The sequence below is a fragment of the Actinacidiphila sp. bgisy144 genome, assembly GCF_057708105.1.
On the sequence record NZ_JBYIRM010000051.1, the window covers coordinates 1 to 25,412 of the forward strand.

A 25,412-nucleotide genomic window follows, 5' to 3' on the forward strand; every position below is an offset into this window, starting at 1 on the left:
CCCCCCCCCCCCCCCCCCCCCGGCCCGCCTCCCCCCTTTCTCTTCTCCCCGTGGAGCAGGGGGGAGGCGGCAGCCCTTGCCTGATCACCCACCCGGGCCGTGGCCCGGAGATCTGACTCCCCGTTCTGCTGCCGGCCACGAGCCTGGCAGAGCGGGAAGGCCCGGCCGTGCCATGGGGATGGCGCCGCCCCACCAGGTGGCGACGGCGGTCCGGGCAGCCGTGTCCCGCCGACGGCGGTCGGCGGGACACGGCACCCACACGCACACGAATTGGAGACACCGATCCGATGGACCACCAGGCGTTCAGCCTTTTACGCACCCCCCGCGGAGTGCTACTCGTCTGCGATCCCGCCAACGGGGGGCTATGGCGGCTACCCGGCGGGAGCGTCCTCCCGGGTGAGGCGCCGCACGTGGCCCAGCGGCGCACGCTGGTGGAACAGACCGGATTGACGAACGCCCACGCCGTTGACGTGCTGGTGTGCGACTACACCCCGCCGGTGGCGGACTTCCTGCCCGCAACGCTGGCGATGGTGTGGGACGTCGGCATGATCCCCGACGTACCGCCCGTGCTGGTGGCGCGGCTGGACGTACAGGTCATCCATCCCGACCAGCTCGCCGAGTACGCGCACCAGCAGGAGACCCGGCGCATCCGGTCCGCTCTCGCGGTCCTCCGTGCCCCCTACACCGCACCCCGATACCGCTACCGCGGCGCAGACCCGGAGCCCGAGTCATGATCGTCTACACGGTCACCCTCAGGGTGACAGCGCCTAAGCAGGCCCGTACCGAGCAGATCGTGACCGCAGCCGCGGACGCTGAGGAGGCCCGCCGCCGTGCCGTCCGCGCTATCACCGATCGGTACCCCGAAACGCGAGTTCAGGTCCAGACCGTACGCCAGCGCCCCTACGAACCCCCCACAGAGGCGCGCGACTCCGCCGCGCCACAGCTCGTAGTGCGCCGTCCCCTGTCTGCGCTCCAGCGCGGGCAGTGGGTACAGGTGCACGGCCGTCCGCTGCGGATCGCGGACATGCGCAGGGGCGGCGAGGGGTGGGGCGAGCGGATCATCCATCTCGCCGGGCACGGCCCCGACGAGGCCCCGCCCCCACCGCTCCGTCTCAAACCCAATGAACTCCTGCTCGTCTACATTGCCAGGCCGCCCCACGCCGCCCGCGGCTGACCTCCCTTGAACTCCGCCCGGCCGACGGCCGGGCGGTCACACCCGACCGGAAGGCCCCGCACGACATGACCGTGATACTCGACCGCCCCGCCGAAACCGCTGCCGACGCCGGAGCCGACCCGTTGCAGCGCCTCGCGCTGGATATCACCCGTTCCTGCCAAGCCGCGTGCACCCACTGCTACAACGGCAGCAGCCCGCAGGGCACGCACGGCGAGATGACCCGGGAGACCTGGCTGTCCCTCCTGGACCAGGCCGCCGCCGCCGGAGTCCATCAAGTGCAGCTCATTGGCGGTGAACCCACCCTCCACCCCGACATCGCGGACCTGATCAACCGCGCCGTCGACCACGGGATGCAGGTCGAGGTGTTCTCCAATCTGATCCACATCCGCGCGGTGCTGTGGCCGGTGCTGCGGCAACGCGGCGTCACGCTGGCCACCTCGTACTACTCGGACACCGCCGAGGAACACGAGCAGATCACCAAGCACCGCGCCAGCTACGCGAAGACGAAGGCGAACATCACCAAGGCCCTCGCGTACCGCATCCCGCTGCGAGCCGGCATCGTGCACGTGCGCCCCGGTCAGCGTGTCGCCGAGGCCATGGCCGAGCTGCGCGCGCTCGGCGTGCAGCACATCCGCACCGACCGGCTGCGGGAGATCGGCCGCGGCGCCGGCGGTGAGGAGGACACCCACCAGATCACCGAGCTGTGCGGACACTGCGCCAACGGCCGCGCCGCCGTCCTGCCCGACGGGTCGGTGGCCGGCTGCGTGATGTCCGGCGGCATGATGACCGTCGGCAACGTCCTCACCACCCCGCTCGCGGAGCTCGTCTCCAGCCCGGCATGGGCCACCCTCGCCGCCGCGATCCCGCGGCCGCGCCGCGCTGCCGCCCACCGGGGCGACGAGTGCCACCCGGTGGGTGAGTGCAACCCGGGGGACGACTGCTCGCCGATGCACGAGTGCACGCCCGATCTTGACGGGTGCGGACCCCACATGGTTGGAGAGGCGTGCGTGCCCGACTCCTGTACCCCGCGCGAGGACTCGTGCCAGCCCTCGCCCGGGGTCGGGGCCATCCGTCCGCCCCTCCAACTCGCCTACACGGCGATCGCCTGCAACCCGGGGTCCGACTGTGCGCCGGCCGAGTCCGAGGCATGCGCCCCGGCCTACGACGACTGAGAGGCTGACCTTATGACCTGGAAATTCCACGCGGCCGCGTTGTCCGGGCGCGTCGTCCACCCGTCCTCACGCTGGTCCCGACCGATCGCGACCACCCCGCGGCACCTGCTCGTGCCCCACTGGTGGCGCTACCTGCCCGCGTTCGGCTGGACGCTCCGGGACGGCGGCAGTGACCCGGCGCGCTGGATGAGCGCCGCGTACACGGACCGTACGCTGGTGACCCGCGCCGGCCCGCTGCACGCCGACCGGGCCACCGCCGGCGACCACCCCGAGGGCCTGCCCACCTCCAGCAGCACTCTGCCCACGCTCGTGGTGTCCATGTACCAGCACGCCATGATCACGGACACGTCCGACGTGCTGTGCGTCACCGGCACCGGATACGGAACCGCCCTACTCGCCGCTCGACTCGGCGACGAGCGGGTGACGTCCGTCGACGTCGACCCGTACCTGGTCGACACGGCCCGCACGCGGCTGGACGCGATCGGCCACCGCCCCACCCTGGCCGTGTGCGACATCACCGGGCCCCTGCCCGGCACGTACGACCGCATCGTCTCCACCGTCGGCCTCCCCGGCATCCCCGCGTCGTGGCTGTCTGCGCTTCGCCCCGGCGGCCGGCTAGTCACCAACCTCGCTGGCACCGGTCTGGTGGTCGCCGCCGACGTACAGCCGGACGGCGGCGCCCGCGGGCAGGTCACCCCGGAGCGTGCCGGGTTCATGCGGACCCGGCACGCCGAGGACTACCCGCCCCCGCCCAGCACCCGGCACGCCTGGACCGCCGAGGGCGAGACGGTCACCACCGGCCGCTACCCCGTGGTGCAGGTGAAAGAGGCATGGGAGCTGATGACCGCCTACGCCCTCGCCGTGCCGGGCGTCCACCAGGGCTATGACGAAGACGAAAAAGGCATTCGAACCGCCGTCATGGTGCACGCAGATGGATCGTGGGCCCGCGCCACCGGCCGACGAGGCGAACCCCCGACCGTGCACCAGACCGGTCCCCGCCAGCTCTGGGACCAGCTCGACGCCATCCGGCACGACTGGCTCTCCGACGGCCAACTTCCAGCCCACAGCGCCAGCGTAGAAATCGACCCGGGCGGCACACTCCACCTGCGCCGCGGGACCTGGAGCACCACTATCCCTGCCCCCTGAGCGGTCTCCACACCAGGTGAGGGCCCTGGACCCGTCAAAGGGCCCTCACCGCTCCGGGCAACAGGATGCCCCCGGCGTCAACGCCGGGGGCATCCTGCGGTCGAGGCCCTGCCGGAGCTACGGCGCGACCCACTTCCAGGGGCGTTCGCCGTGTTCGCCCATCAGGCAGGCCAACCGGTAGTCCGCCTGTGATCGGGCGTGCTCGCTGGCGTCCGCATGCCGCAGCGCGAACAGCGCGAGTCCCAGGCTACGTATGTCCCTGATCAGGGCGTACCCGTCCCAAGCCGTCACGTCCGTGCCGTAGGCGTCGCGGAACTCCTCCCAATAGGACGGCGGTTCGGCCAAGGTGTCGCTCTGGAATGCGATGGTCGCTTGATCCCACTGCCGCGGCCCGACCGCGACCCCTTCCAGGTCCACCAGGTAGGTGCCCTCAGCGGTGCGCATCGTGTTGTGCGGACTCGGGTCCGCGTGGATCACGCACCACTCATCCGGCCACTGCACCGCCTCCCAGCGGCTGACGAGCTGTTCGGCATGCCGGGTGAGCCAGCGCCGCGCGCTGTCGGAGGTCTGCGCCTCCCGAATGCGCTTGGGGTAGTCCGGCAGAGTGAAGCGGGGCAGGTCGAGGTGTCCCGGGACGCGGGCGGAGTGCAGCCGCAGCAGCGCACGGGCGGTGTGCGCCGACTCGGCCGGCACCTGCTCGCCCAGGTCCTCCCAGAAGGTCACCGGCCGGCCACCGGCCATCACCGGATCGGGCACCAGGGGTTCGGCCGTGGGGATGCGGTGCGAGCGCATCCAGTCCGCCGCCCGCAGCTCGCGCACGGCAACCCCGTACGTGCCGGGCGGGTGAACGCGGATCACGGTCCCGCCGGCGGCGCGCAACATCAGGTTGTCACGCAGCCGGATCGGCTCGATACCGGCGGCCGGTAACCGGGCCTGCCGGCACGCCTGTTCGGCCAGGGCGACGACTTCCGAAGTCTCCACGGCGTCACTCCCGGGTGGCGAGGGTCGAGGCGATCTCGTCCAGGGCGAGGGAGTGCGCGCCCTTTACCAGGACCACGGCCTTGGGGGGCAAAGGGCCGTCGAGGAGCGGCAGCACGTCCGCCCGGTCGGCGACGTTGTCCACCGCGCTCACGCCCGCCTCGCCAGCCGCGGCCGCCATGGCCGCCGCGTTCGGGCCGCCCACGGTGATCAGCCGGCCGACGCTGCGGGCCGCGGCGAGCGCGCCCACCTCCCGGTGAATCTCCTCGGCCCGGTCGCCCAGCTCCATCATCTCGCCCAGGACCGCGACGACGGGCCGCCCGCCGGCGAGGTGCGCGAGGCTGTCGAGCGCGGCCCGCGTCGCCTCCGGGGAGGCGTTGAACGCGTCGTTGACGACGGTCACCCCGTCGGGTCGGTCGGTGACCTCCATCCGGGCGCCGGAGACGATCCGGGCCCCGTCCAGACCCCGGGCCACCGTCTCGAAGGGCACGCCGGCCGCCAGGGCGAGCGCGGCGGCCGCCAACGCGTTGGTGACGTGGTGGTGGCCGAATACGTCGGGACTGACCGGCGCGGCGTGCCCGTCGGCGTGCAGGGTGAAGGAGAGCCGCCCGGCGCCGCTCAGGGTGATGTCCTCGGCGCGTACGTCGCAGTCCGGCCCGGTGCCGAAGAACACCACCTTGGCCGCCGTCTTGTCGGCCATGGCCCGCACCAACTCGTCATCACCGTTGAGGACCGCCACACCGCCCTCACTGGCCGGCGGGAGCGCGGCCACGATCTCCGCTTTCGCCTCGGCGATGCCCTCGCGGCTGCCGAACTCGCCCAGGTGGGCCGTGCCCACGTTCAGTACCGCGCTGATCTTGGGCCGGGCGATGCCGGTCAGGTAGGTGATGTGCCCCTTTCCACGCGCGCCCATTTCGAGGACCAGGTACCGCGTGCTCTCCTCGGTGCGCAGCACGGTCGAGGGGAACCCGATCTCGTTGTTGAAGCTGCGGACGTTGGCGACCGTGGGCCCGGCGAGTTGGAGGACCGACAGCAGCAGGTCTTTCGTGCTGGTCTTCCCGGCCGAGCCGGTCAGCGCCAGCACGAGGCCGCGGTACCGGTCGGCGACTGCGCGGGCGATGTCGCCGAGCGCGGCGGTCACGTCCTGGACGTAGACGGCCGGCACCGTCACCGGCGAGGACGCGAGCACGGCAACCGCGCCGTCCGACACGGCGGCCGCGGCGAAGTCGTGCCCGTCCGTACGGGTGCCGGGCAGGCAGGCGAACAGGCCGCCCGGGTGGACGTTCCGGGAGTCGAAGGACAGCGGGCCGGATACGAGCGCGCCAGGGTCTACGCCGGCCACACGGCCGCCGGTCGCGTCGGCGATCTCCTGCAAGGTCAGGGGAATCAACGGATCTCCTCAGAGGGTGAAAGGGGCGGACGAGGCGGGAGAGGGCAAGGGGGTGCCGTACGGCCAGGCCGCAGGAGGCCCGGCCGTTCAGCGGGGGCGGATCACGGGTGCAGGGCGGGGAAGGTGATGGCCCGGCCGGTGTAGGAGGCCGTCAGCCGGTCCAGGGGCACGCGATCGTGTTCCTGGCCCCACGCGGACGGGTCACGGATGAAGACCGCCGGCCCGGCCGGGCCGGCGCCCGGGTCGGTGAAGCCGCGGAGGACGACGAGGTGACCACCGCGGCGCCCGTCCTGCGGGAACTTCTCGGTCACGGAGACGATCAGCGGCGCCACGGTCAGCCGGTCGAGGAGTTCGCCGGCCGGCACCGGCTCCGCGCGGCCGGGCACGCCGAGCTGTTCGGCGACCTCCGCCAGGCCGGCATGCAGCCAGCCCCGTTCGGTGAGCGCTCCGCGGTCGACGCCGAGCCGCACCAGCTCCGTCACAGTCGGCGCCGGCTTGCCGTAGGCCAGCAGGATCATCCGCAGGTCCGCCATGCCGCACGCCCGGTTGGACCACTCGATCCGGTCGCCGAGTTCGGCGCCCCCGTCGCGCTCCCACTCCTGCGGGGCGATGAGCTGACGGCACATCGGGACGGGGTGCAGACACGGCACGAGGCAGACTCCTAGCGCTCGCTCACCGCGGCGGTGAGCAGCGGATCGGGGCTCAGAGGCACATCGTATGTGCGCCGGGTGACCGCCTCGCGCAGGACGGCGCGGACCGCGTCGGCGTGGCTGACCCCGACTAGTTCGGCGCCGGCGGCGAAGTTCGAGCCCACCGACATGCCCGGCGTCGGGTTGACCTCCAGCGCGAACGCGTTCCCGTCCGGCTCCACCATGAAGTCAACCCGCGCCATACCGCGGCAGTCCAGCCGCTCCCACATCGTGCGCGCGTGCTCGGTCAGCGTGCTGACCGTCTGCGCCGGTAGCTCCGCCGCGGACACGGACACGGTGCCCTCGCCGGCCGCGTCGAGCTTGGATTCCGCGTCGTACCACGTCCCGGCGTGAACCTCGGTCGCCAGCGGCGGGAAGACGACCACCCCGCCGGGCAGCTCCAGCATGCCGACCGTCACCGGCGTGCCCGTGACGATCTGTTCCACCAGGACCCGGGGGGAGGGGGACGGGTCGGTTCCCGCAGCTTCCGCGAGCGCGCGGGCGAAGTCGCCGGGGCTGTCCACCAGGCTCATGCCGACGCTGGACCCGCCGAGCGGCGGCTTGACCATCACCGGGCCGTCCCAGGCGAGGGGCGGCCCGCCCGTCCACTCCCGCCATGCCGGGGTGGGCACCCCGAGCCCGCGCATGTACTCCTTGCACAGGATCTTGTCCGCGGCCAGCGAGCACGCCGCCACGCTGCTGCCGCAGTACGGCACCCGCAGGAAGTCGAGGAGCCCTTGAAGCCGGCCGTCCTCGCCGAACGGGCCGTGCAGGTTGGACAGCACCACCCCGGCCCCCGCCAGACGCTTGATGAACCCGGGCGCGCACGGGTCCACCACCTCCACCTCAGCGCCCAGGCCGGCCAGGGACTCGCGCAGCGCCGTCACGGACAACTGCTCTACGGGGCTCTTGTCGAGGTACAACCGGTCCTCGGCCGACAGGCCGCCGTACGCCACCACCACCCGCAGGCCCCGGGTGTCCCACTTGCGCAGGGTCGTGATCTGCCGGTTGACCGTCTCGCGGTCGCCGGCGTCGATGAACGTCGTGGTCACAGCAACTCCAGTTCTCCGCGGAACGACGGGGCGACCGGGCCAGCCACCCAGTACGACCCGGGCCGCTCGCCGTTGGGGGTGACGGTCAGAGGCGTGCCGGCCCGGTTGTGCACGGTCACCGGGCCCGGGGCGACCACTCCGCGGCGGGACGCGATCACCGCCGCAGCCACCGCCCCCGAGCCGCACGACAGCGTCTCGGCCTCCACCCCGCGCTCATAGGTGCGGATGCGCAACGCGTGCGCGTCCACCGGGTGAACGAAGTTCACGTTCGTCCCCACCGGGGCGAGCGCGTCGTGATGGCGCACCAGCGGGCCGAGCCGGTCGACGTCGACGGCGTCCACGTCGTCCACCAGGGCGACCACGTGTTCGGTGCCGGTGTTCACGGCGTCGAAGCGCAGCCGCGTTTCCTGCCACCAGGTCTCGACCCGTTCCGGCTCGACCTCGCCGGCCTCCGCGGTGACCGAGACGTGGTTCCCGCTCACGGTCGCCTCATGGGAGACGCCGGCCATCATCAGCGTCATGGCGGTGAACCCGTGGTCGGCCGCCGCCGCCCAGGCGACGCAGCGCAGCGCGTTGCCGCACATGGACGCCAACGAGCCGTCCGCGTTGATGCAGATCACTTCCAGCACGGGGGCCGGGTCCTTGTCGACCAGCGTGCTCAACACCAGGCCGTCAGCGCCGACGCCGGTACGCCGCTCGCACAGCCGCGGCGCCTCCGTCCGCCAGGCGTGGGACAGTCCGGCGTCGGTGAGTAACACGAAGTCGTTGCCGGCTCCGTGGAGTTTTCGGAACTGCACGTCAGGGCCTCACTTCCGGGGGCGGGTGCAGGGTCAGGGCACGCCGAGCCGTACGGACGGACAGCCCGTGAAGGGTGCCGGGCGCGGCGGCCGGGGGATCAACGTTGGACGCCCGCCGCACGCTGCCGTAAGTGATGGCGGCGTTGCTCTCTGTTTCTACGAGGAGAAACAAAGAGCAACACCGAAGCCGCTACCGCCCCGGCTGCCACCCGCCGTAGAGTGCGGCCACCGCCCGTGTCCAGGCGTGCGCAAAGCGGAGGTGCCAATGGCGTCACGACACCGCCCCCCGGCCGGGAATCACCTCGGCCACCTGCTGACACGCGCCCGGAAGGTACGCGGCTGGACCCTCGAAGAGGCGGCCGACCGCCTACGTGTCCGCAGCCGCGAATGTGGCCACCCGCTCCAGACCCGCCGCGAAGGGGTCTGGCACTGGGAACACGGCCGCGAGCCGGACCGGCCCACTCAACGGGTGATCGCCGATCTGCTTGGTATTCCGCCTACGGCGGTCGATGAGCGACCATGGCCAGAGTGGTTGTCCGAGGACCCTGCCCAGAGGCCAACTCCCCGGCCCTGGACGCTTCTCGGCGCCTCCCAGTCCCTCACCGAACTCACAAGGGGTGCCATGGGCGTCACGCGACGGGAACTCGTACTGATCTCCGGCGGCACCCTGACCGCCGCCCTGTTGAACTGGCTCACGGCCGATCCGGTGGCCGCCGGGCAGCTCACCACCGGTCAGCGCATCGGAGAGACCGGCGTTGCCAAGCTGGAGGCCCGCGCCCAGGAGCTCCGGGAGCGGGACGACGAAGACGGGGGCGGTACCGTCCTCGCGGAGGCGTCCAGCGCCCTTGCCCTGGTCAATGGGATCATCAACCAGCGCACCTACACCGACGCGCACGGCGCCCGCCTGTACGCGGCGGCCGCCGACCTCGCCCGCCAGCGTGCCGCCGCCCTGTTCGACACCCGGGGCGACTGCGCCGACGGCACGTTTCTGACCGCGTTGCGCGCGGCCCGCGTCGCCGGAGACGACGCCCTCGGCGCCAATGTCCTGGCGTTCTGGTGCGTCTCCGCCTACAACACTGGCAGGTTGCACGACGCCGACGACATGGCCACCGCAGCACTCGCCGCCGTCCGCGGCCGCACCAGTCCCCGCGTCGAAGCGATGATGCACAGTCGGCGCGGCCGCGCCCGCGCCCACCTCGGCGACGCCCGGTGCTGGGACGATTTCGACGCCGCGGAAACCCTCCTCGCCCGCGCCGACGAGCAGGGCGACGAAGCGCCCCAGTGGGCGTACTGGTTCGACCGCGCCGAAATCCTCGGCGCCCGCGCGTCCAGCCACCGCGACATGGGCCAGCACGACCGCGCCGAAACCGCGTTCACGGCCGCTGACGAACTGTTCGGCCCGACCACCGTCCGCACCCACGCCGTCTACCTGTCCCGTATGGCAGACGCCCAGTACGCACAGGGCGAGCTAGAGCGCGCGTGCGCCACCGCCGGCACCGCGCTGGACCTCACCGAGGTGATCAGCTCGCACCGCACCACCGCGCCCCTGCTCTCCCTCGCCGAACGCCTCAGTAAGCACCGCACCACCCCGGCCGCCCGGGACTTCATCGACCGCGTACATACCGTGCTCGCCGCTTGAACCTCCGCTGCCACACAGGAGCACCCCCCCGTGCACACCAGCCGATATTTGTGCGTTCTGACAGCGTGTGGCGCTGCCGCGGCCGCGGTCGCCCTGACGGTGGCCGGCCTGCTATCCACGCTCGTGGATGGCCACACGGCACGCTGCACGGTATGGCTCATCACCATGGCCGCCATGACCGCCGCCGAGGCCCTGGCGGCAGCCATCGGACACGAGCTGTACGACCGGCACAGGAACCCCGCGCGCCGCCCACTACCGCGGAGGTAGCGCCCGCCTCCCCCCGGGCCCATCCCGACCCGCCGGCGAACTGCCCACACCATCCTCCCGATCGACCCGCACCGCATACGCCGTAGTGTCCGGCTGGACGTCGAGGACCAGGCGGAGCCCGCCGCCGCGGTGGCGGAGCCGGGTAGGCTCGCCGACGCGCAACGCGGTGCACGACCGCAGCAACGGCAACAGCACCTCCACCACCTCCTCGCCGCGTTCCCGGTCATCGGTCATGACCCTGATCTGCACCACAGTGGTCGCCCCTTCCGTCAGCTGACCGGCGCGGCGACGTCCGCACCCATCTCAGCAAGCCGTCGAAGTACCGCCCGGCAGTCGCCGAGCGCGCGATGGTCTCCGTCGAGCGGCTGCCACCGGTTGGTGCCCCAGTAGTCGTCCCACTTCCCCGCCCAGTCGCTGTACGGGACCATCACGTCGTCCACGTCGAGCCCGGCGAGCCAGGCCGCTGCGGACTCCGCCGGCGCCGGGTCGCCGAGCGCTTCGTAATGCCGGGTCAGCTCCCAGCGCAGCACGCCCTTGTCATACGGGGCGTTGTAGATCAGCACCCGCCGCCCGGCCAGCGCCGCCGTCAACGCGGGCAGCACCTCAGCGAAACGCGGCGCATCGCGCACCATCGCATCGGTGATGCCGTGCACGTCGGTCGCCGCCGCCGGGACGGACACGCCGGGATTCACCAGGGTGTCCAGCACCACTTCGCCCGCAGCCGTCAGTACGGCCAGCTCGACCACGCACGCGGTGTCGTGCAGTCCCGTCGTCTCGGTGTCGAGCACCACCACCGCAGGGTCTGCCAGCGCATCCGCCGCCCACTGCACCCGAGCACGGGCCGCCTCCCTCTCCGCCGCCCGGCGCTCTTCCCGCTCGCGCTCGCGCTGGGCCTGGTTCTCCGCGCGCCGCCGTTCGCTCTCGCGCTCGTGCGCCTCGGCGTGCGGCGGGCACCGCCGCGGACTCGGCGCCCACAAGCCCGCGTCCGGCAGGTCCGGACGCTCCGGCCGCAGCAGGAAGGCGCGCTCCGCCAGGTAGGCCCGCGCCGCTTTCAGCGTCACCACCCGCACCACACAGCCGTCCTCACGACACACCGTCACCTCGTCCAGCCACGCCGCGACCCGTTCCCGCTTGGTCTGCACCTGCGCGCTACGGCAGTCCCGGCACCGCCTGTGCTCCGCCGGGTACGGCCGCTCACGCACCGCACCGCAGCCCGCACAAGTCCGCGCCGTCAACCGCTCCCGCTCCCGCCTCGCCCGGTCCAGGCACACCTGGCAGGGCCGCCCATGCAGGATCACCGCCCGCACCTGACCACACTCCGTGCAGGTCCGCCGCCGCTCCATCTTCGCCTTGGCCGATGCCGGCAGCGCGCGCATCTTCACCGCCGCGGCAGGGTCATAGAGGGGCACTTCGCCGAGCTTGCGCGTCCACAGGTACGCCAACGGCGCCTGCCCGTCCGCCAGTTTCAGCCGCTGCTGCCCCAGCTGCGTCTTGGTCCGCAAGTACGCCGGCGCCCCGCCCCAGCCATACACCGGCACCCCGCCCGTGTACCCCTGCGGCCTACCCCGCTCCACCCGATCAGAGTCCGTCTCCGTACCCACAACCGGCCTCCCGTCCCTATCGATCGAACAAAACCAACGCTAGCATTCTTAGCCCGCGCCAACGACGGAATTCAAGCCACATCATCAATTCGTGTCAAAGCGGTGCACCATTGCAGCTGAAAAACCTTCTCTAAAAGGAGATCCTTTTTATTTCTGCGCCTGCGGCCCGTAGGCTTCCAGCGCCTCGCGGACGATCCGGGCCGGCGAAAACAACTGGAGGGCCAGGTCGTCCCGCTGTCGTACCTGGTCAGGGCTCAACCGCAGGCTCGCGCCCACCAGGCCGCGTGACTCCAGCTCACGCAAGGGCCGCTCCGAAACCCGCCATGAGGCGGTGCGCAGCGCGCTCGCCAAATCGTCCGGAAACATGTAGTTCCGCTGCTGCAATCGGACTTCGCTCCGGGGTCCAGGCCACCGGCCGGCCAGCGTCATGCGCCCTGCTTCTTCCTCCGTCAACGGCGCCCAAGGCCCTACCAGATCGGGGTCCGCCAGCCGTCGGCGCACCGCAGCGCAGACCACCACCGACAGGCTCGGCCAGGTCCCCGGCCGCATCCGTGCCACCTCCAACCTCGCCGTACGCCGGTCCATCCCCCGGTTGACAAGATCGTGGATAGTCGCAGCCTCCTCAATTCGCCGCTTCCGGTCCAACAATGACAATCGACCCGCCTGAGAAGCGGTAATCCAGACCGTGATCTTCTCCATGGTGAAGATACTAGCCTTAAAAGGAGATCCTTTATCTCCCAGCGCGGCGGGCGGCCGCGAGGCGGCAAGTACACCACACGTATCGTATGGGCCATACAGTATGGTTCATACGGAAGGGCGGCGATGTGCCGCCCCCGATAGGGAGGTCACCATGCCCGAGGTTCCCGACCGCGCCCAGCCCGGAGTAGCGATGAAATTGCTGCTGGAACAGGCGCTCCGTGAGCGCACGCGGGGCCCGGAGGACGCCACGGCCCTGACGCGGTTGGAGTACGTAGCGGCGGACATCCGCGCTGTCCGCGACGCGGAACGCCAGCTCCAAACTGAACTCGCGGCGGTGCTCGCAGACGCCGACCAAGAGGGGCGCGGCGAGGACGCCGCGGCGCCGCGCGGACACCGTGAATCCCTCGTCCGCGCTTGCGAGGGCGCCGCGTCCCGCGCCCGTGTGTTCGCCCTGCTCAACCTCCGGGATGTGGAGAGCACGGCCCGAGCAGCTCTCACGCCCGTGTGGCAGGGCAGCCGGGGTGACTGGTCGCTCGCGTTCCTGAGCGGCGGGCGGGTGGCCCTACGCGCGTACGGAGACAGCCTCGATGTGCAGAACGAGGCCCCCGCCCTACTCGACTCGCTCCGGTCCGCGGGGCTGAGTCTGAGGTCGGCGGGCGGTTCCGGCGTGCGGATGGCTGAGGACCTGGCGGCCGGCCACGACGTCGAGATCAGCTTTCCCGCCACCGACTGACCCCCTGACGGCGGCGCTCCACCGTGCCTCACCGTCTGAGGCCCCGGGCGGCGGACGGTCGGGAGCACACCCTCTACGGGCCGGGCGCTCGAGGAACGCCGGCCCCAGGAAGGCGCTCGGCACCCGCGCCGCGCCCAGGCCGGCGTACCTCGAGCACCGCTCCCCCCGGACTCACGGGTACAGGCCGAGGTCCCCCGGGCCACCGAGATCAGGGCATGACGCTGCGGCAGGCCCCGGCCAAGCTCGCGGGGATCTGCCCGCCGGCAACTCCCGCCCGACACAGCGCCGCCCCGTCGACCGACGCGCCGACTCGGCGACCCGCTTTCGCCCGGCTCCGTCGATCAGCCGGCGTCCCCGGCCGCAGGCCGCCGGTAGCCGGAGCATGCTGCGGCCGGGCGAGCGGCGACCGCCGCGGCCGCAGCACGGACTCCGCTCCACCACGGCCCACGACCGCCAACTGCACGACGACCCGAGGCGGACTCAACGTCACCGCCGGCACCGCAGCCCGACCAGGAACCGCAGGCCCCTCACCACCAGGCACACGAGACCGGCCGTGCACCACCGCACACCCGGACAGCACGACCAGCGACACCAGACCCAGCAACAACAAGCGGCGCATACCCCTGTCTACCGCCTCAACCACCATCCGACCGCCACCAACCACCACCCGCTCCCCTGGACAGACCCACCCATTCACTTCCCCCGGCCGCCTGCCATGCGTTAACGTCTTCTCAACTAGGCCCAGCCTTCGCGGGGATGAGCCCTACTGCAAGGCGCCGAACTAGCCCAAGCAACCCTGCTCCCCGCGCCCGCGGGATGGACCCTACGAATCCGCCTACCATGGCGTGGTTACTGCCTGCTCCCCCGCGGCTGTGGGGATGAACCAAATCCAGGGTTGTGGTTCCAACCAACCCCGGGTTGCTCCCCGCAACTGCGGGGATGTACCGGATCTGTGCCGCATAGACCCTCTCCGCGGACGCGGAAGCCCCTGCACCGCTCCGGACCGTGCTCCCCGCCACTGCGGGGCTATCCCCAACCAGGCCAGGAAGCCTGTGCACGCGGGCAATCTCCACCCCTCCCCATTCCGCCGGACTCAGAGCCTGCTCCTGGACCCGCGGGTGGGCGTCCGCCCGCAGTTGGGCGCTCTCGGCATGCACACCAGTCGCGCCACCAGTGCTACAGATTCCGCGTGATCGCGTAGCGCGGGATGCTACAGTTTTCCTGAAACCTGTAGCGGCTGGAGGCGTGATGTACCCCAATTCCGCGGCCGAGATGGGCTTTCCGCCGCATTCACAGGCCGACGGCATCCACACCGTCACCACGCCGTTCACGGTGATCGAAACGAGGATCACTCCCCGCGAATGGTCCCGTGACCCCGGCGGGCATGTGTGGCTGTTCGACGGCCCGCAACTGGTAGCCCGCAGCACCCTGGTGTGCGACCGCGACGAGCTGCCGGGCCGACAGGAAGCGGCGCGCGTGGAAATCGCACCGTGGGCCGAGGCACTGTCCAAGCTGAGCCGTACGGCGTGGTGGGAACCGGGCTACCCCTGGGGACCGGCAGAGGAAGACGCGCTGCGGCACTTCCCGCAGTTCACCGCGCCGCAGCCGCCTACGCTGAGCGCCGAATGGACGTACGACCTTCCATGGCGCACGCAGGCCGGATGGTCCGAGCGGATCGCGGAGATCGTGTTCGCCCGGTTTCAGGCGGAAGACGCCGCATTCCCCCGGGATTCTGTAGTGCGCTGGGCCGTCGCCAGCGGCATGCACAAGGTGTACGTCCACCGGATGACGGGAGTGGCCCGTACGACGATCGACCGCATCATCCAGGCCGCTGCCTGAGTGCTTGCACTTCCCGGTCCCCTACCTCGGCTTGGGGGCCCTCAAGCCCGTCACCGTGATCACTGGCGGCTTCGTAGCGGACGACACCATGTACGTCACCGCCATCGCCCCGCACAGCGCCGTACGGTCATCCTCCGCCCCCGCCGTACGCGCCAGGGTCAAACCCCCGTACGGGTCGCCGGCCAGGGCCTCCAGGTCCTCCAGCAGCGTTCCCAACGTAGTACCCGCCAGCAGCGCCCGCTGTGACTCGCGGGACAACGCACCGGGCCCGATGCCCCGCAGCCGCTCCGCGCCGTCCAGCTCGCGCAACGCCGCCCGGGCCGCGTCGGTGAACGCCACCCGATACCGCTCAGAGCTCACCTCGGGTCCGCCAGGGCCGGAAAGACCTCGCCCAGCTCGAACACCGGCTCCACGCCGGCGCGCACCGCGGCGGCCGCCGTGTCCAGCTCCGGGTCACCAGCGGTCTGCGCGACCGCGGCCCACGTCGCGACCAGCGTGAACAGGTCCGCCGGGTCGGCCGCGTCGATCGCCGCCTGAAACTGCTTCGCCAGCGTGTCCGGGAGCGCCGCCTTGATAGCGCCGACCGTCCGCGGACGGTCTATCGGCCCCCGCGGGTGCTCATACGGCTGTGCGGTCATCGCCCCTCCGGTGCTCCTGGCCTAGGCCCCCAGACTACGCGCACCCTCCACCACCGTCAGCCGCCTCACCCACCCCCGCACCCCCCGAGCGCACTCCTCAGATCATCGGGTGGGCGGGTTCTCGCCGGGGTTTACATGGCCGGCCGCACACCGGCCGGCCCTCTCGCTGTTGTGCTCGTAGACCAGGCAGCGGGGAGGGGAGGGGAGCCGCGCACCGCAGCGCCGCCGACCGGCACCACACACGGGGCGGGCCACCGTACCCCCGCCGTCACGGATGCACGCGCGACAGGCGACCCCGAGCCCCGTCCCGGGCGGGCGGGGAGCACCTGCTGCCGCGCGCTCCGACCGCCGGTGAGGTCGCTCCGCGTCGGCGCGGGCATCACCCCGCCACACCAGCATGACGAAAACCCCCACCCCCAAACACCGCCCCGACCAGCAGGTTTCACCCGTTCGGACCACGCAAAACGACCTCCACGCCCCCCAAAACATGGTTAAATAGAGACTGTTCGGGAGGGGTTGGCACCGCCTCCCGAACACCGCCCGGCCGCCCGGCCGGGCGGCACCTCCCTACACGAGGAACACCACCATGACCGCTGTTCAGACCGCGCGCGCCGCATGGCCGACGCTGCCCGTCGACCAGCTCACCGCCCACCCGGGCAACACCCTGCCGTACCCGGACGCCCCGCTGGTCGCCGACATCGCCGACAACGGGGTCAGTGACCCCCTGCTCGTCGTCATCACCTCGGCCGGAACTCTGGTCGCCGACGGGCTGCGCCGACTGGCCGCCGCCCAGGCCGCAGGGCTCGCCGAGGTCCCCGTGACCCACCGGCCTGTGATCCGGCTCAGCCTGCTGACCCCGCACCCCGACAACCCCCGCGACGAACTCGACATCAACCCCGGATTCGTCGCGAGCTTCGCCACCCCCGACGGGTGCCGGGTGCCGATCAAGGTCCGGGTACTGGAGGACGGCACGCGGCAGATCGTCGACGGGCACCGCCGCTACTTCGGCGCCGAGGCCGCCGGGCTCACCCACGTTCCCTACGAGGAGGACGAGCGCGACGACGCCGGAACCTACCTGGACATGGTGACCACGGCCAAGCACCGGGCCGGACTCAGCGAGCGGGAGGAAGCGGCCGCCCTGTTCTCCGCCGCCGAGGCCGGAGCAGGCATCAAGCGCCTCGCGGCCGCCGCCGGGACCACGCAGAAACGCGTCAAGGCCACCCTGCGCGCGATGGGATCGCAGGCCGTCCGCGCGGTCGAGGACACCGCCGGGGCCCTCACCCTCGAAACCGCGACCGCGCTCGCGGACCTGGAGGCCCGCGACGCCGAGGCCGCCGCGCAGGTCGCCGCCGAACTGGCCGACCGCCCCCGGCAGAGCGTGAGTTGGCTGGTCCGCCGGACCATGACCGAGCTGGACCAGCGCGAGGAACTGGACGCCCAGCGCGAGGAACTGCGGGCCGCCGGAGCCCGGATGCTGGCAGAGGCCGAGCTTGGCCCTAAGGCCGCGCCCCTTTACCAGATCGCGGGCGACACCTCCCAGCACGCGACGCAGTGCCAGGGCGCGGTGTGGGTCCTGCGGCAGGGGGCCACGGCCTACGCCGAGTTCTGCGCGAACGCCCCCTTCTTCGGGCACACCGTGCTGGACCCCAACGGGGGCACCATCAAGCGGGAATCCGCCGCCGCACGGCGCCGCCGGATCGCCGGAAACCTGGACTGGGACACCGCCCAGCAGCTCCGCCGCGAATGGCTCGCCGAACTGATCACACGCCGCAGCCTGCCCCGGGCGATGGCCGACCTCATGGCGCAGGTCGTCGCGCGGGCGATGGCATCCGGCATCGGCGCGAAACTGTTCGACTCCCGCGCCGACGACCTGTCGTCCGTGATCGGCGCCACCACCTACACCACCCGCGCGGACCTGGAAAAGCGCTGGACCCAGCCCAAGGACGCCGTGCGCATCACGTTCGCGATCGTCGCCGCCGCGTACGAGACGTACGCCAACCGGACCGTATGGCGGACCGGCGAGGACTCCCAGGACCAGGCCCGGCGCGCCGCCGCCACCCAATGGCTCACCTGGATCACGGCCCCCGGACTCGACTACCAGCCGAGCCCCATTGAGACCGCCGTCCGCGATGACGAGGACTACGAGCCCGACAGCGCCGAGTGACCCCACGGCGGGCCCCGAACGGGCCCGCCACCCGGGGGCGGCCACCGCGCCGCCCCCGGCCCCCACGGCCGGGACGGCACCCCCCGGCCCCGAGACCCCTACACACCAGGAGACCCGCACCATGCACACCACCAGCCGCCGGGCCCAGCCCGAAGCCGCCGCCGCCGTCGAACTGTTCGAGCTCGTCGTCACCGGGCCTCTCCGCCGGGTCGAGTCCAACGCCGATGGCTCATGGACCGTCACCCCCGAGGTAGGCCGCCCGCTGATCCTCACCGGCCCCGCCGACGTCGCCGCCTACATCGAGCAGACCAAGGGCACCGGCCCCCAGGCACTCGCCCCCGCCCGCCCGCAACACCCCGCCCAGCCCGCCGGATGCGGATGCGTGCCCGCCACCCGGGCCGCCACCGGCCGCCAGGCCGACATCATGCAGGCCCGCGCGATCTACCACCACCTCGCGGACTGGCTCGCCGCCGACCGCCGCGCCTACGGCTGGAACGCCGCCGCCGACGCCGCATCCGTGCGCGTCGCCACCCCCCACGGCCTCTACGAACTGTTCGTGCCGCCGGTCGGCAAGCCGTTCCCCGTCTGCGCCCACGGCCGCCGTGACGGGGCCCTTGACGCCCGCCGCGTCCCCGGCACCCGTGACTCCCTCGTCGCCACCCTCTACGCCGCCTACCTCCGGGACCGAGGCGAACTCTGACCCCCCCGCCACCAGCAGGTTTCACCCGTTCGGACCACGCAAAACGACCTCCACGCCCCCCAAAACATGGTTAAATAGAGACTGTTCGGGAGGGGTTGGCACCGCCTCCCGGACACCGCCCGGCCGCCCGGCCGGGCGGCCCCCTCCCTACACGAGGAGCCCCCCATGGCGCACATCGCCCGGACCCCGATCCGGCCCCGGCGCATCCCGCTCTTTGCCCCCCTCCCGGCCGACGAGCCCTCCGGCCAGTGCAGCCGGTGTCAGCAGCGGTTCCCCGGCTGGAACGGCGGCATCTGCGACGCCTGCAAGGCCGTCGGCCGCTGACCGACCCAAGCCCCGGGAGGGGTTGGCACCGCCTCCCGGACGCCGCCCGGCCGCCCGGCCGGGCGGCCCCCTCCCTACACGAGGAGCGCACCATGTCCGAGAAGGTCACCCCCACCCCCACCGCCGCCCGGTTGCTCGCCGAGGCACGGGCGGACTACGGCACGCGGGACGAGCGCACGGACCGCCAAGCCAACCTGAGCGGGCACCAGGTCAACGCCCGGATGAGCGCGATTGACGCCGCCCACCTGCGGAACTGGATCACGAGCCGGACCGCCTGAGCCCCGCCCCGCCGGGCCGGTCGCAAAACCGGCCCGGCCCCCGGCGGGCCACCCGTTCGGCGTACGCGCCGAATTGGACCCCCACCCCAAAACATGGTTAAATAGAGACTGTTCGGGAGGGGTTGGCACCGCCTCCCGAACACCACCCCCTGGCCCCAGGCCGGCCGGGGTGGCGCCCCCGCACGCCCTACACGAGGAGCACCACCATGGACACCACGCCCGATCTCACCGCGCCGCATGTGGCGGAACACCTGGTACGGCTCGCGTTCATCAACGAGCAGTCACGCACCCCTACCTCCCTCTCCGCGCAGTGGGCCCGGACCGTGCTCACCAGCGGTGACGAGGTTGCGTGGATGCTGGCCTACGTCGAGGGCGGAAAGACCGGCATCCAGGTAGCGGAACGCGTGATCGCGTTCATGCGGGCGGTCCGCACCGAGCGGTTCCGGTACTGGACGGTTTCGTACAGCGTGTTCGGCAAGGACCGCACCGGTTCCGTGATGGCGGAGGCGCGCACCGCACGCGCACAACACGAATGGGCGGCCCGGCGGCCCGGTGCCGATGACGTGCGGATCACCGAGTACACCGACACGTTGGTCAGCGTGCCCGTCGACCCGGACCGCCTGCCGCGCGACGAGGACCACCGGCCCCCCGCCATCCCCGGAGCGCGTGAGGTCCACCGCTTCTACCGGTACGACGGCGAAGGCCCCGCCGTACTGCCGAGCGCGGCCGCCGTCGCCCGGGCCCGTCGGCACCTCTTGGCCGTCCGGCCCCGTCGCTACGCGCTCCCGCCGGTTCTCCTGGACACCGTGCGCGTAGTGGCCGCGCGCACGGTCGCCCCCGACGAGATCACGCCCCTGCCGTAGCCCCGCCCGGCGGGGCGCCTAGAGGGCGCCCCGCCTGTCGGCACCGCACCAACCCCCTACACAGCACAGGAGTTCACCACCATGACCGCGCCCACCACCGCCGCACTGACCCCGACCGAGGTACTGCGCGCAGCCGCCGCCGTCATCCGCGCACGCGGGTACTTCCAGCCGCTCACGCGCCAGTGGGAGCCGGAGGTACCGACCGCGATGGACGTAGAGCGCTACCTCTACGGGCGCGCGCCGGTCGAGCGCGGCGACCGCCGCCGCTTCGACGCCCAGGCCGAGGCCGCCGCCCAACTCGCGCCCGCCGTCCTGGAGTGGTGCGCGCGCGGCGAGGAGGGCAGCGACTACCGGACCGCGCTGGCCCGCCTCGCCCGCGCCGACCACGTGGGAGAGCGGGACATCCCGCTACTGTGCTCCGCCGTACACGCCTACCAGCGCGAGCAGCGCCGCGCCGCCGCCACCGCCGAGCGAGCCGCCGACGCCGCGCACTCCCGCCACCAGGGCGCCACGGGCGAGCGCATCGCGATCACGGCCACCGTCGCGGTGGTGGTCGCGCTCACGCCCCGGCGGTTCGGCTACCACGAGCAGCCCCGCCACCTGGTCAAGCTCCGGGACGCCGACCACAACGTGTACGTGTGGGAGGCCACTACCACCAACCTCCCCACCCGAGGCGCCCGCGTGCACGTCACTGGCACCGTGGCCAGCCACGGCCGCTACCACGGCACCCCGCAAACCAACCTCACCCGGTGCCGCTGGAAGATCGCGCAGGACTAACCCCCCAGTCCCACCAGCGCGTTTCACCCGTTCGGCCCGCATCGGGGATTGGACCCCCACCCCAAAACATGGTTAAATAGAGACTGTTCGGAAGGGGTTGGCACCGCCTCCCGGACACCGCCCGGCCACCCGGCCGGGCGGCCCCTCCCTACACGAGGAGTACACCCCATGGCACACATCACCCGGACCCCGATCCGGCCCAAGCTCTGCGCCGACTCCTACGCCCCCGGGACGCTGGTAGCCACTGACCCGCTCCCGCAGTACCCCCGCATCCCCGCCCGCTCCGGCGTCGTCGTCAGCCCGTGGGGAAGCACCGTTCTGGTCTGGTTCTGGGGACTCGGCCAGCCCATGGCCGGGCGGTCCGTCCACGCGATCTTCCCCCAGGAGCTCATGCCCCTTGGAACGACCCTGGCGACCATGCCCGAGGGCGCATTCCAGGCGATCGAGCGGGGCGTCACTCCGGTGCGGGTCGGCGGCGTCCTCCCCGACACCATGGCCCCGCTGACCACGGCGGTTGAGGCCGCCCGCGCCGAGCGCGACCGCCGCCAGTAACCCCGACGGGCCGCCGGACTCCCCGGCGGCCCCACACTCCCCCACGCGCCAACCCCGCCGGGCAAGCCCCCGCCGGCAGCGCGCCCGCGGCGCGGAAAAAGGGCGCCCCTTCGGGGCGGCAGCCCCGCAGCCCGGCGCGTTCACCGTCGCCACCCGGCCCGGCCGTAGCCGGCCGTTCCGTGCGCCGCCGGGCGCCGGGCCCCCGCCGCGCGCCGCCCGCCGGCCACCCGCACAACCCCCCTACACAGCACAGGAGTTCCACCGTGACGAACCTGCCCAACTCCGAACGCGCCATCCCCAAAATCCCCGCCCAACGCGCTCCGTCCGAGCCCATGCCCAGCCCCCGCCTGCCCCAGCAGCGCGACCCGCGCCAGGACTAGCCCACCGGCCCGGGGCGGCCCGGCAGACGGCCGCCCCGGGCACCACCCGACAGGAGGCATGATGTACGACTTCACCCTTCCCGACGTCGCGGCCCTCGCTGCGGAACTCCTCGGCCCGGGCTGGGCCGCAGACGGCCCCCGGATCGTCCACCGCCACGGCGCCGTGATGACCCTGACCCCCGCATGCGGCGGCGCCCCGATCGAGCTCTACGGGAGCCTCGGGCGCAACTGCATGATTCCCCGCGACGACATCCCCCCCGCCGGCCTGCCCGCCACCGCGGCCCGAGTCGCGGCCGCCGCCGTCACCCTCAGCCGCCGCCTGTACGTGGAACGCGACGCCCTGAGCGAGCCCGGCGGCCCCGTGCTGCTGACGGACGACTGCACCCAGCTCGCCCAACTCGCCGCCACCCTCGGCACACTCCTCGGCCCCGACTGGACCCCGTTCGACTACTACGACCACAAGGCCCTACGCCACCCCGGCGGGGCCTGCCTCATCCTCACCCCCGCCCCCGCACAACCCGGATGGATCTGCGTCGACGCCGACCTGGGCATCTGCGAGAACCACATGACGGAAACCCACTGCCTGTACGAACGCGCCGGAATCCCCCTGTTCGCCGCCGCGATGACCATCGCCGACGAAATCCCCCACCGCCTCGCCCAAGCCCTCAACACCACCTGCGATTGCGTCGAGACGAAGCTCCTGACCGACACCCGCTGACCCCCCAGGGGCGGGACATCCACCCCCCGCCCCCCGGGACCCAGCAACCCCCATCCGAAACCACGACGGCCGACGCCACTGGTAGCAGGCGTCGGCCGTCTCCCCGGCGAGAATTGGTTGGCACCGCCGCCGGGGACTCCCTACACAGGAGAATCCACATGCTAGAGGACATCACCCCCGAACCCGAAAACTCCCGGCCCCTCCCGTTCGACACCATCACCCTTCACCCGCACAACGCCGCGACTCGGTGCCACGCCGGCCCGTTCGTCGTCGCCGACATCCCCCCGGACACCGACGACACCTACGAACTCAACCTTCCCGACCACCACCCCGGCTACTGGGATTGGGCCGCTACCGTCGTCATCGGAGACATTGCCAGCATCACCCGGTGCACCCCCGCCGGCCCCCGCACGTGGACCCCGGCGCGATGACCACCGCGACCAGCGGCGCACCGCCGCACAGGAGAACCACCGTGCCCCGACAGCGCCAGCCACAGCCGCCTGACACCGACCCCCGGCGCCTCATCCCGCCGGTGGAATTCGCGCGGATGCTCGGCCACCAGGACACCACCACCCTCTCCCACTGGGTCAAGAATCCCCCGGCGGGATTTCCCGAGCCGGACAGCTGGGAGCAGCTCCCCACCCGGCGCCGGCCATTGTGGCGCCACGACCGTGCCCAGGCATACGCCACGGCGAACCCACAGGTCAACGTCCGCCGCTCGCACCGCGGCGGCCGGCCGGCCGGCAGCTCCAACTCAGTTCCCCGCCCGGACCGTGATCCCCGCGCTGACGAGGTCGCCCGCCTGCTCGACCTCGCCGACGCCGGCGAGCGCCCGGCGGTCACCCGTGCCGAGATCGAACAGCACTACGACGTGCCCGACTACACCGCCCGCCGCATCCTCGCCCGCGCCCGCGCCCGCCGGGAACAACCATGACCCGCTGCCCCCGATGCACCCGCCCCGGCCCGCTCCCCGCACGCTCCCGCACCACCACCGCCCGCACCATCCCCATCTGCGACCCCTGCGGCCACGCCGAAGCGCGCCGCAACGCCACCGGCCGCGCCCCTATCCCACCCGGCGAATGGCCGACCGGCCGGCCCTCCTGACCACACCCAAGCGGCCCCCGCCAGTAGGCGGGGGCCGCTTGCTGTCCCCTTTCGGGGGAATCACCCCCACATGGTCACCGAGCTCCCCGGCCCAGCGGGAGACTGCCGCCATACGGTACGCCCGGAATCTGCCCGAGGAGCCGATATGGCCGTACATGTGAGCTGCCCCGCTGTGGCCCTGCCCGAACACCGGGTCCCCACATCCGCCGTGATCGCGGACCTGGAGCGGTACGGGGCGAGCGGCGCCGTACTCCGCATCGTGCGGAACCTCGGCGTCGAGCACCGATACATGAGCCGTACCCTCGCCGAACTCGCCGAACCCGAGGGCGCCGAGGCCCGGAACGCCGCGACGGTGGCCGCCGTCAACCACCTCGGCGCGCACGCCGCGGCCGACGCACTCCACGCCGCGCGCCTGGACGCCGACGAGATCGACGCCGTGATCGCCGTCCACTCCAGCGGCGTCACCATGCCCGGCCTCGGGGTGCACCTCGCCGCCACCCTGGGCCTGCGGCCGGACGCGCTGCACATCCCCGTCACGCAGGTGGGATGCACCGGCGGCGCGTGGAGCCTGGCCCTGGCCGCGGACCTCGTCGCCGCGCAGCCCGACCGGCGCGTCCTGGTAGTCGTCGCCGAGTCCCTCACCAGCTCGTACCGGCCCGCCGAACCCGGCATGGTCCCGGCGATGTACCGCGCGCTGTTCGGCGACAGCGCGGCCGCGGCCGTCGTCACCGCAGAATGGCGCGGCCCAGGGCTCCGCGTAGAGCGGACCTGGTCGCACCTGCTTCCCGACAGCGCACGGTACTACTGGATGACGCTCCACGACGGCAAAGGACAGCACTTCGACTCGACGTCGGCGGCCGTGTCCGCCGTCGCGGAGTGCATGCCGCCGCTGGTCGACTGGCTCAAGGACGCCGGCCTGCCGCAGTGGGTCGCGGCCCACCCCGGAGGGCCCAAGATCATCAATTCCGTGGCCGACGGCCTGCCGGTCCCGGTCGACCTACGGCACTCCTGGAACAGCCTGCGCGAACACGGCAACACCGGCGGGCCGGCCGTCCTGGACGTCCTGCGCCGCATCCACCAGGCGCCGCCCCCGCACGGCGCCCGCGGTCTGGTGGCCGCGTTCGGTCCGGGCTTCTTCGCCTCGGCGGTCACCGGTACCTGGCAGGAACACGCGACGCTCTGACACAACGATGCCGCCCCACCTGCACGGCGGGGCGGCATCAAGGGGGCAGTCAGACTTCCGGGAGCAGTTCGAGCGCCTCCGCAGACGCCGACGATCCCTCAGCCGCGAGCACTGCACGCACGTGCCGCATCACCCCTGCGGGCAACTCGGCTTTGTGGACCGTCTCCACCGGCGCGGTGCGTCGCCACCCGGTACGGTCCAGCAGCGTGGCCATGGTGATGGACCCCGAATCCCACTCGCAGACGTCATCAAAATACGTCGCGACCTGCGACACGGTTTCCATCACGCCCTCGCCGTGGAGCCGCTGAAGCATGGCTTGGGCCTTGCGCTTCTGCGCGCTGGACAGATCGGGGTATTTCACGGTGCGTTCCTCGTCATCGTCGTCAGGAAGCGTCAAGGGCGTTTGCCGGGCGCTATCCCCCCTGGGGGCGATGAATGGCGCGCAGTGCGCGCGGCCCCCTGAAAAAAGGGGGGAGCCCGTAGCGGGACGATGAGGCTGGTACGTTACCACAACTTCCCCGGATGTCGGGTCAGTTCGACCGAGAGAGCGGGCCG

General features: G+C 72.2%; 28 protein-coding genes. 18 read left to right on the plus strand and 10 right to left on the minus strand.

Features of this window, described 5'->3' with window-relative positions; genetic code table 11:
* The first annotated feature begins 287 nt into the window (after positions 1-287).
* From AC3EVP_RS34935 to AC3EVP_RS34950, 4 genes are all read left to right on the plus strand, one after another.
* Positions 288-734: an NUDIX domain-containing protein gene (locus tag AC3EVP_RS34935; RefSeq protein ID WP_435137290.1), complete on the plus strand. Its 447-nt coding sequence runs from the start codon at positions 288-290 to the stop codon at positions 732-734.
* Positions 731-1,174, plus strand: a complete 444-nt coding sequence (locus AC3EVP_RS34940; protein ID WP_435137293.1) for a hypothetical protein — start codon at positions 731-733, stop codon at positions 1,172-1,174. The genes AC3EVP_RS34935 and AC3EVP_RS34940 overlap by 4 nt, the downstream gene beginning before the upstream one ends.
* A gap of 65 nt (positions 1,175-1,239) precedes the next feature.
* Positions 1,240-2,346, plus strand: a complete 1,107-nt coding sequence (locus AC3EVP_RS34945) for a radical SAM/SPASM domain-containing protein (protein WP_435137296.1) — start codon at positions 1,240-1,242, stop codon at positions 2,344-2,346.
* Positions 2,347-2,358: 12 nt separating this feature from the next.
* The gene (locus tag AC3EVP_RS34950; RefSeq protein WP_435137299.1) at positions 2,359-3,492 is read left to right on the plus strand and encodes a methyltransferase domain-containing protein; all 1,134 of its coding nucleotides are present in this window, start codon (positions 2,359-2,361) and stop codon (positions 3,490-3,492) included.
* 117 nt (positions 3,493-3,609) lie between these two features.
* Here the strand turns inward: AC3EVP_RS34950 and AC3EVP_RS34955 are convergent, their stop codons facing one another.
* From AC3EVP_RS34955 to dapF, 5 genes are all read right to left on the minus strand, one after another.
* On the minus strand, positions 3,610-4,473 hold the full coding sequence (locus AC3EVP_RS34955; RefSeq protein WP_435137302.1) for a phosphotransferase family protein: 864 nt from the start codon (positions 4,471-4,473) through the stop codon (positions 3,610-3,612).
* A 4-nt stretch (positions 4,474-4,477) separates the two neighbouring features.
* On the minus strand, positions 4,478-5,860 hold the full coding sequence (locus tag AC3EVP_RS34960; RefSeq protein ID WP_335983134.1) for a UDP-N-acetylmuramoyl-tripeptide--D-alanyl-D-alanine ligase: 1,383 nt from the start codon (positions 5,858-5,860) through the stop codon (positions 4,478-4,480).
* Between the two features lie 101 nt (positions 5,861-5,961).
* Positions 5,962-6,486, minus strand: a complete 525-nt coding sequence (locus tag AC3EVP_RS34965) for a cysteine peptidase family C39 domain-containing protein (protein ID WP_335983131.1) — start codon at positions 6,484-6,486, stop codon at positions 5,962-5,964.
* Between the two features lie 35 nt (positions 6,487-6,521).
* On the minus strand, positions 6,522-7,601 hold the full coding sequence (locus tag AC3EVP_RS34970) for a D-alanine--D-alanine ligase family protein (protein ID WP_335983128.1): 1,080 nt from the start codon (positions 7,599-7,601) through the stop codon (positions 6,522-6,524).
* Positions 7,598-8,398 carry a diaminopimelate epimerase gene (gene dapF, locus AC3EVP_RS34975; protein WP_435137307.1) on the minus strand — a complete coding sequence of 267 codons (801 nt, stop codon included), beginning with the start codon at positions 8,396-8,398 and terminating at the stop codon, positions 7,598-7,600. The genes AC3EVP_RS34970 and dapF overlap by 4 nt, the downstream gene beginning before the upstream one ends.
* Before the next feature lie 265 nt (positions 8,399-8,663).
* Here dapF and AC3EVP_RS34980 point away from each other — a divergent pair, with 265 nt between their 5' ends.
* The gene (locus AC3EVP_RS34980; RefSeq protein ID WP_488179847.1) at positions 8,664-10,037 is read left to right on the plus strand and encodes a helix-turn-helix domain-containing protein; all 1,374 of its coding nucleotides are present in this window, start codon (positions 8,664-8,666) and stop codon (positions 10,035-10,037) included.
* A 536-nt stretch (positions 10,038-10,573) separates the two neighbouring features.
* Here the strand turns inward: AC3EVP_RS34980 and AC3EVP_RS34985 are convergent.
* Complete coding sequence (locus AC3EVP_RS34985) at positions 10,574-11,806, minus strand: 3'-5' exonuclease (RefSeq protein WP_435137311.1); 1,233 nt, start codon at positions 11,804-11,806, stop codon at positions 10,574-10,576.
* 246 nt (positions 11,807-12,052) lie between these two features.
* On the minus strand, positions 12,053-12,604 hold the full coding sequence (locus tag AC3EVP_RS34990) for a hypothetical protein (protein WP_435137314.1): 552 nt from the start codon (positions 12,602-12,604) through the stop codon (positions 12,053-12,055).
* A gap of 151 nt (positions 12,605-12,755) precedes the next feature.
* Here AC3EVP_RS34990 and AC3EVP_RS34995 point away from each other — a divergent pair, with 151 nt between their 5' ends.
* The gene (locus AC3EVP_RS34995; RefSeq protein ID WP_435137317.1) at positions 12,756-13,337 is read left to right on the plus strand and encodes a hypothetical protein; all 582 of its coding nucleotides are present in this window, start codon (positions 12,756-12,758) and stop codon (positions 13,335-13,337) included.
* Between the two features lie 1,248 nt (positions 13,338-14,585).
* Complete coding sequence (locus tag AC3EVP_RS35000; RefSeq protein ID WP_335983116.1) at positions 14,586-15,176, plus strand: hypothetical protein; 591 nt, start codon at positions 14,586-14,588, stop codon at positions 15,174-15,176.
* 21 nt (positions 15,177-15,197) lie between these two features.
* Here the strand turns inward: AC3EVP_RS35000 and AC3EVP_RS35005 are convergent, their stop codons facing one another.
* Together AC3EVP_RS35005 and AC3EVP_RS35010 are read right to left on the minus strand one after the other, a co-directional pair.
* The gene (locus AC3EVP_RS35005) at positions 15,198-15,536 is read right to left on the minus strand and encodes a hypothetical protein (RefSeq protein WP_335983114.1); all 339 of its coding nucleotides are present in this window, start codon (positions 15,534-15,536) and stop codon (positions 15,198-15,200) included.
* Positions 15,533-15,814 (minus strand): hypothetical protein, encoded by a 282-nt coding sequence (locus AC3EVP_RS35010; RefSeq protein ID WP_435137320.1) that lies wholly within the window; start codon positions 15,812-15,814, stop codon positions 15,533-15,535. Before AC3EVP_RS35010 ends, AC3EVP_RS35005 begins: the two co-directional genes overlap by 4 nt.
* Positions 15,815-16,400: 586 nt before the next feature.
* On the opposite strand from AC3EVP_RS35010, the gene AC3EVP_RS35015 reads away from it, so the two are divergent.
* The 11 genes from AC3EVP_RS35015 (at position 16,401) to AC3EVP_RS35065 (ending at position 24,857) form a co-directional block, all read left to right on the plus strand.
* Complete coding sequence (locus AC3EVP_RS35015; protein ID WP_335983110.1) at positions 16,401-17,978, plus strand: ParB/RepB/Spo0J family partition protein; 1,578 nt, start codon at positions 16,401-16,403, stop codon at positions 17,976-17,978.
* 121 nt (positions 17,979-18,099) lie between these two features.
* A complete protein-coding gene (locus AC3EVP_RS35020) occupies positions 18,100-18,678 on the plus strand; it encodes a hypothetical protein (RefSeq protein WP_435137323.1) in 579 nt (192 codons plus the stop codon).
* 165 nt (positions 18,679-18,843) lie between these two features.
* Positions 18,844-19,002: a hypothetical protein gene (locus AC3EVP_RS35025; protein WP_335983106.1), complete on the plus strand. Its 159-nt coding sequence runs from the start codon at positions 18,844-18,846 to the stop codon at positions 19,000-19,002.
* A 92-nt stretch (positions 19,003-19,094) separates the two neighbouring features.
* Positions 19,095-19,280, plus strand: a complete 186-nt coding sequence (locus tag AC3EVP_RS35030) for a hypothetical protein (RefSeq protein WP_335983104.1) — start codon at positions 19,095-19,097, stop codon at positions 19,278-19,280.
* Positions 19,281-19,486: 206 nt separating this feature from the next.
* Positions 19,487-20,143, plus strand: coding sequence for a hypothetical protein (locus AC3EVP_RS35035; RefSeq protein ID WP_435137326.1), 657 nt, complete (start codon positions 19,487-19,489; stop codon positions 20,141-20,143).
* An 81-nt stretch (positions 20,144-20,224) separates the two neighbouring features.
* Positions 20,225-20,920, plus strand: coding sequence for a hypothetical protein (locus tag AC3EVP_RS35040; protein WP_335983098.1), 696 nt, complete (start codon positions 20,225-20,227; stop codon positions 20,918-20,920).
* 168 nt (positions 20,921-21,088) lie between these two features.
* A complete protein-coding gene (locus AC3EVP_RS35045) occupies positions 21,089-21,472 on the plus strand; it encodes a DUF6409 family protein (RefSeq protein WP_335983097.1) in 384 nt (127 codons plus the stop codon).
* A gap of 438 nt (positions 21,473-21,910) precedes the next feature.
* Positions 21,911-22,570 (plus strand): hypothetical protein, encoded by a 660-nt coding sequence (locus tag AC3EVP_RS35050; RefSeq protein ID WP_335983095.1) that lies wholly within the window; start codon positions 21,911-21,913, stop codon positions 22,568-22,570.
* Positions 22,571-22,728: 158 nt separating this feature from the next.
* A complete protein-coding gene (locus AC3EVP_RS35055) occupies positions 22,729-23,001 on the plus strand; it encodes a DUF6211 family protein (RefSeq protein WP_335983094.1) in 273 nt (90 codons plus the stop codon).
* A 101-nt stretch (positions 23,002-23,102) separates the two neighbouring features.
* Positions 23,103-23,504 carry a hypothetical protein gene (locus tag AC3EVP_RS35060; protein ID WP_335983092.1) on the plus strand — a complete coding sequence of 134 codons (402 nt, stop codon included), beginning with the start codon at positions 23,103-23,105 and terminating at the stop codon, positions 23,502-23,504.
* A gap of 315 nt (positions 23,505-23,819) precedes the next feature.
* Positions 23,820-24,857, plus strand: a complete 1,038-nt coding sequence (locus AC3EVP_RS35065; protein ID WP_435137331.1) for a PhlD — start codon at positions 23,820-23,822, stop codon at positions 24,855-24,857.
* 49 nt (positions 24,858-24,906) lie between these two features.
* Here the strand turns inward: AC3EVP_RS35065 and AC3EVP_RS35070 are convergent, their stop codons facing one another.
* Positions 24,907-25,218 carry a hypothetical protein gene (locus tag AC3EVP_RS35070; protein WP_435137334.1) on the minus strand — a complete coding sequence of 104 codons (312 nt, stop codon included), beginning with the start codon at positions 25,216-25,218 and terminating at the stop codon, positions 24,907-24,909.
* Positions 25,219-25,412: the final 194 nt, after the last annotated feature.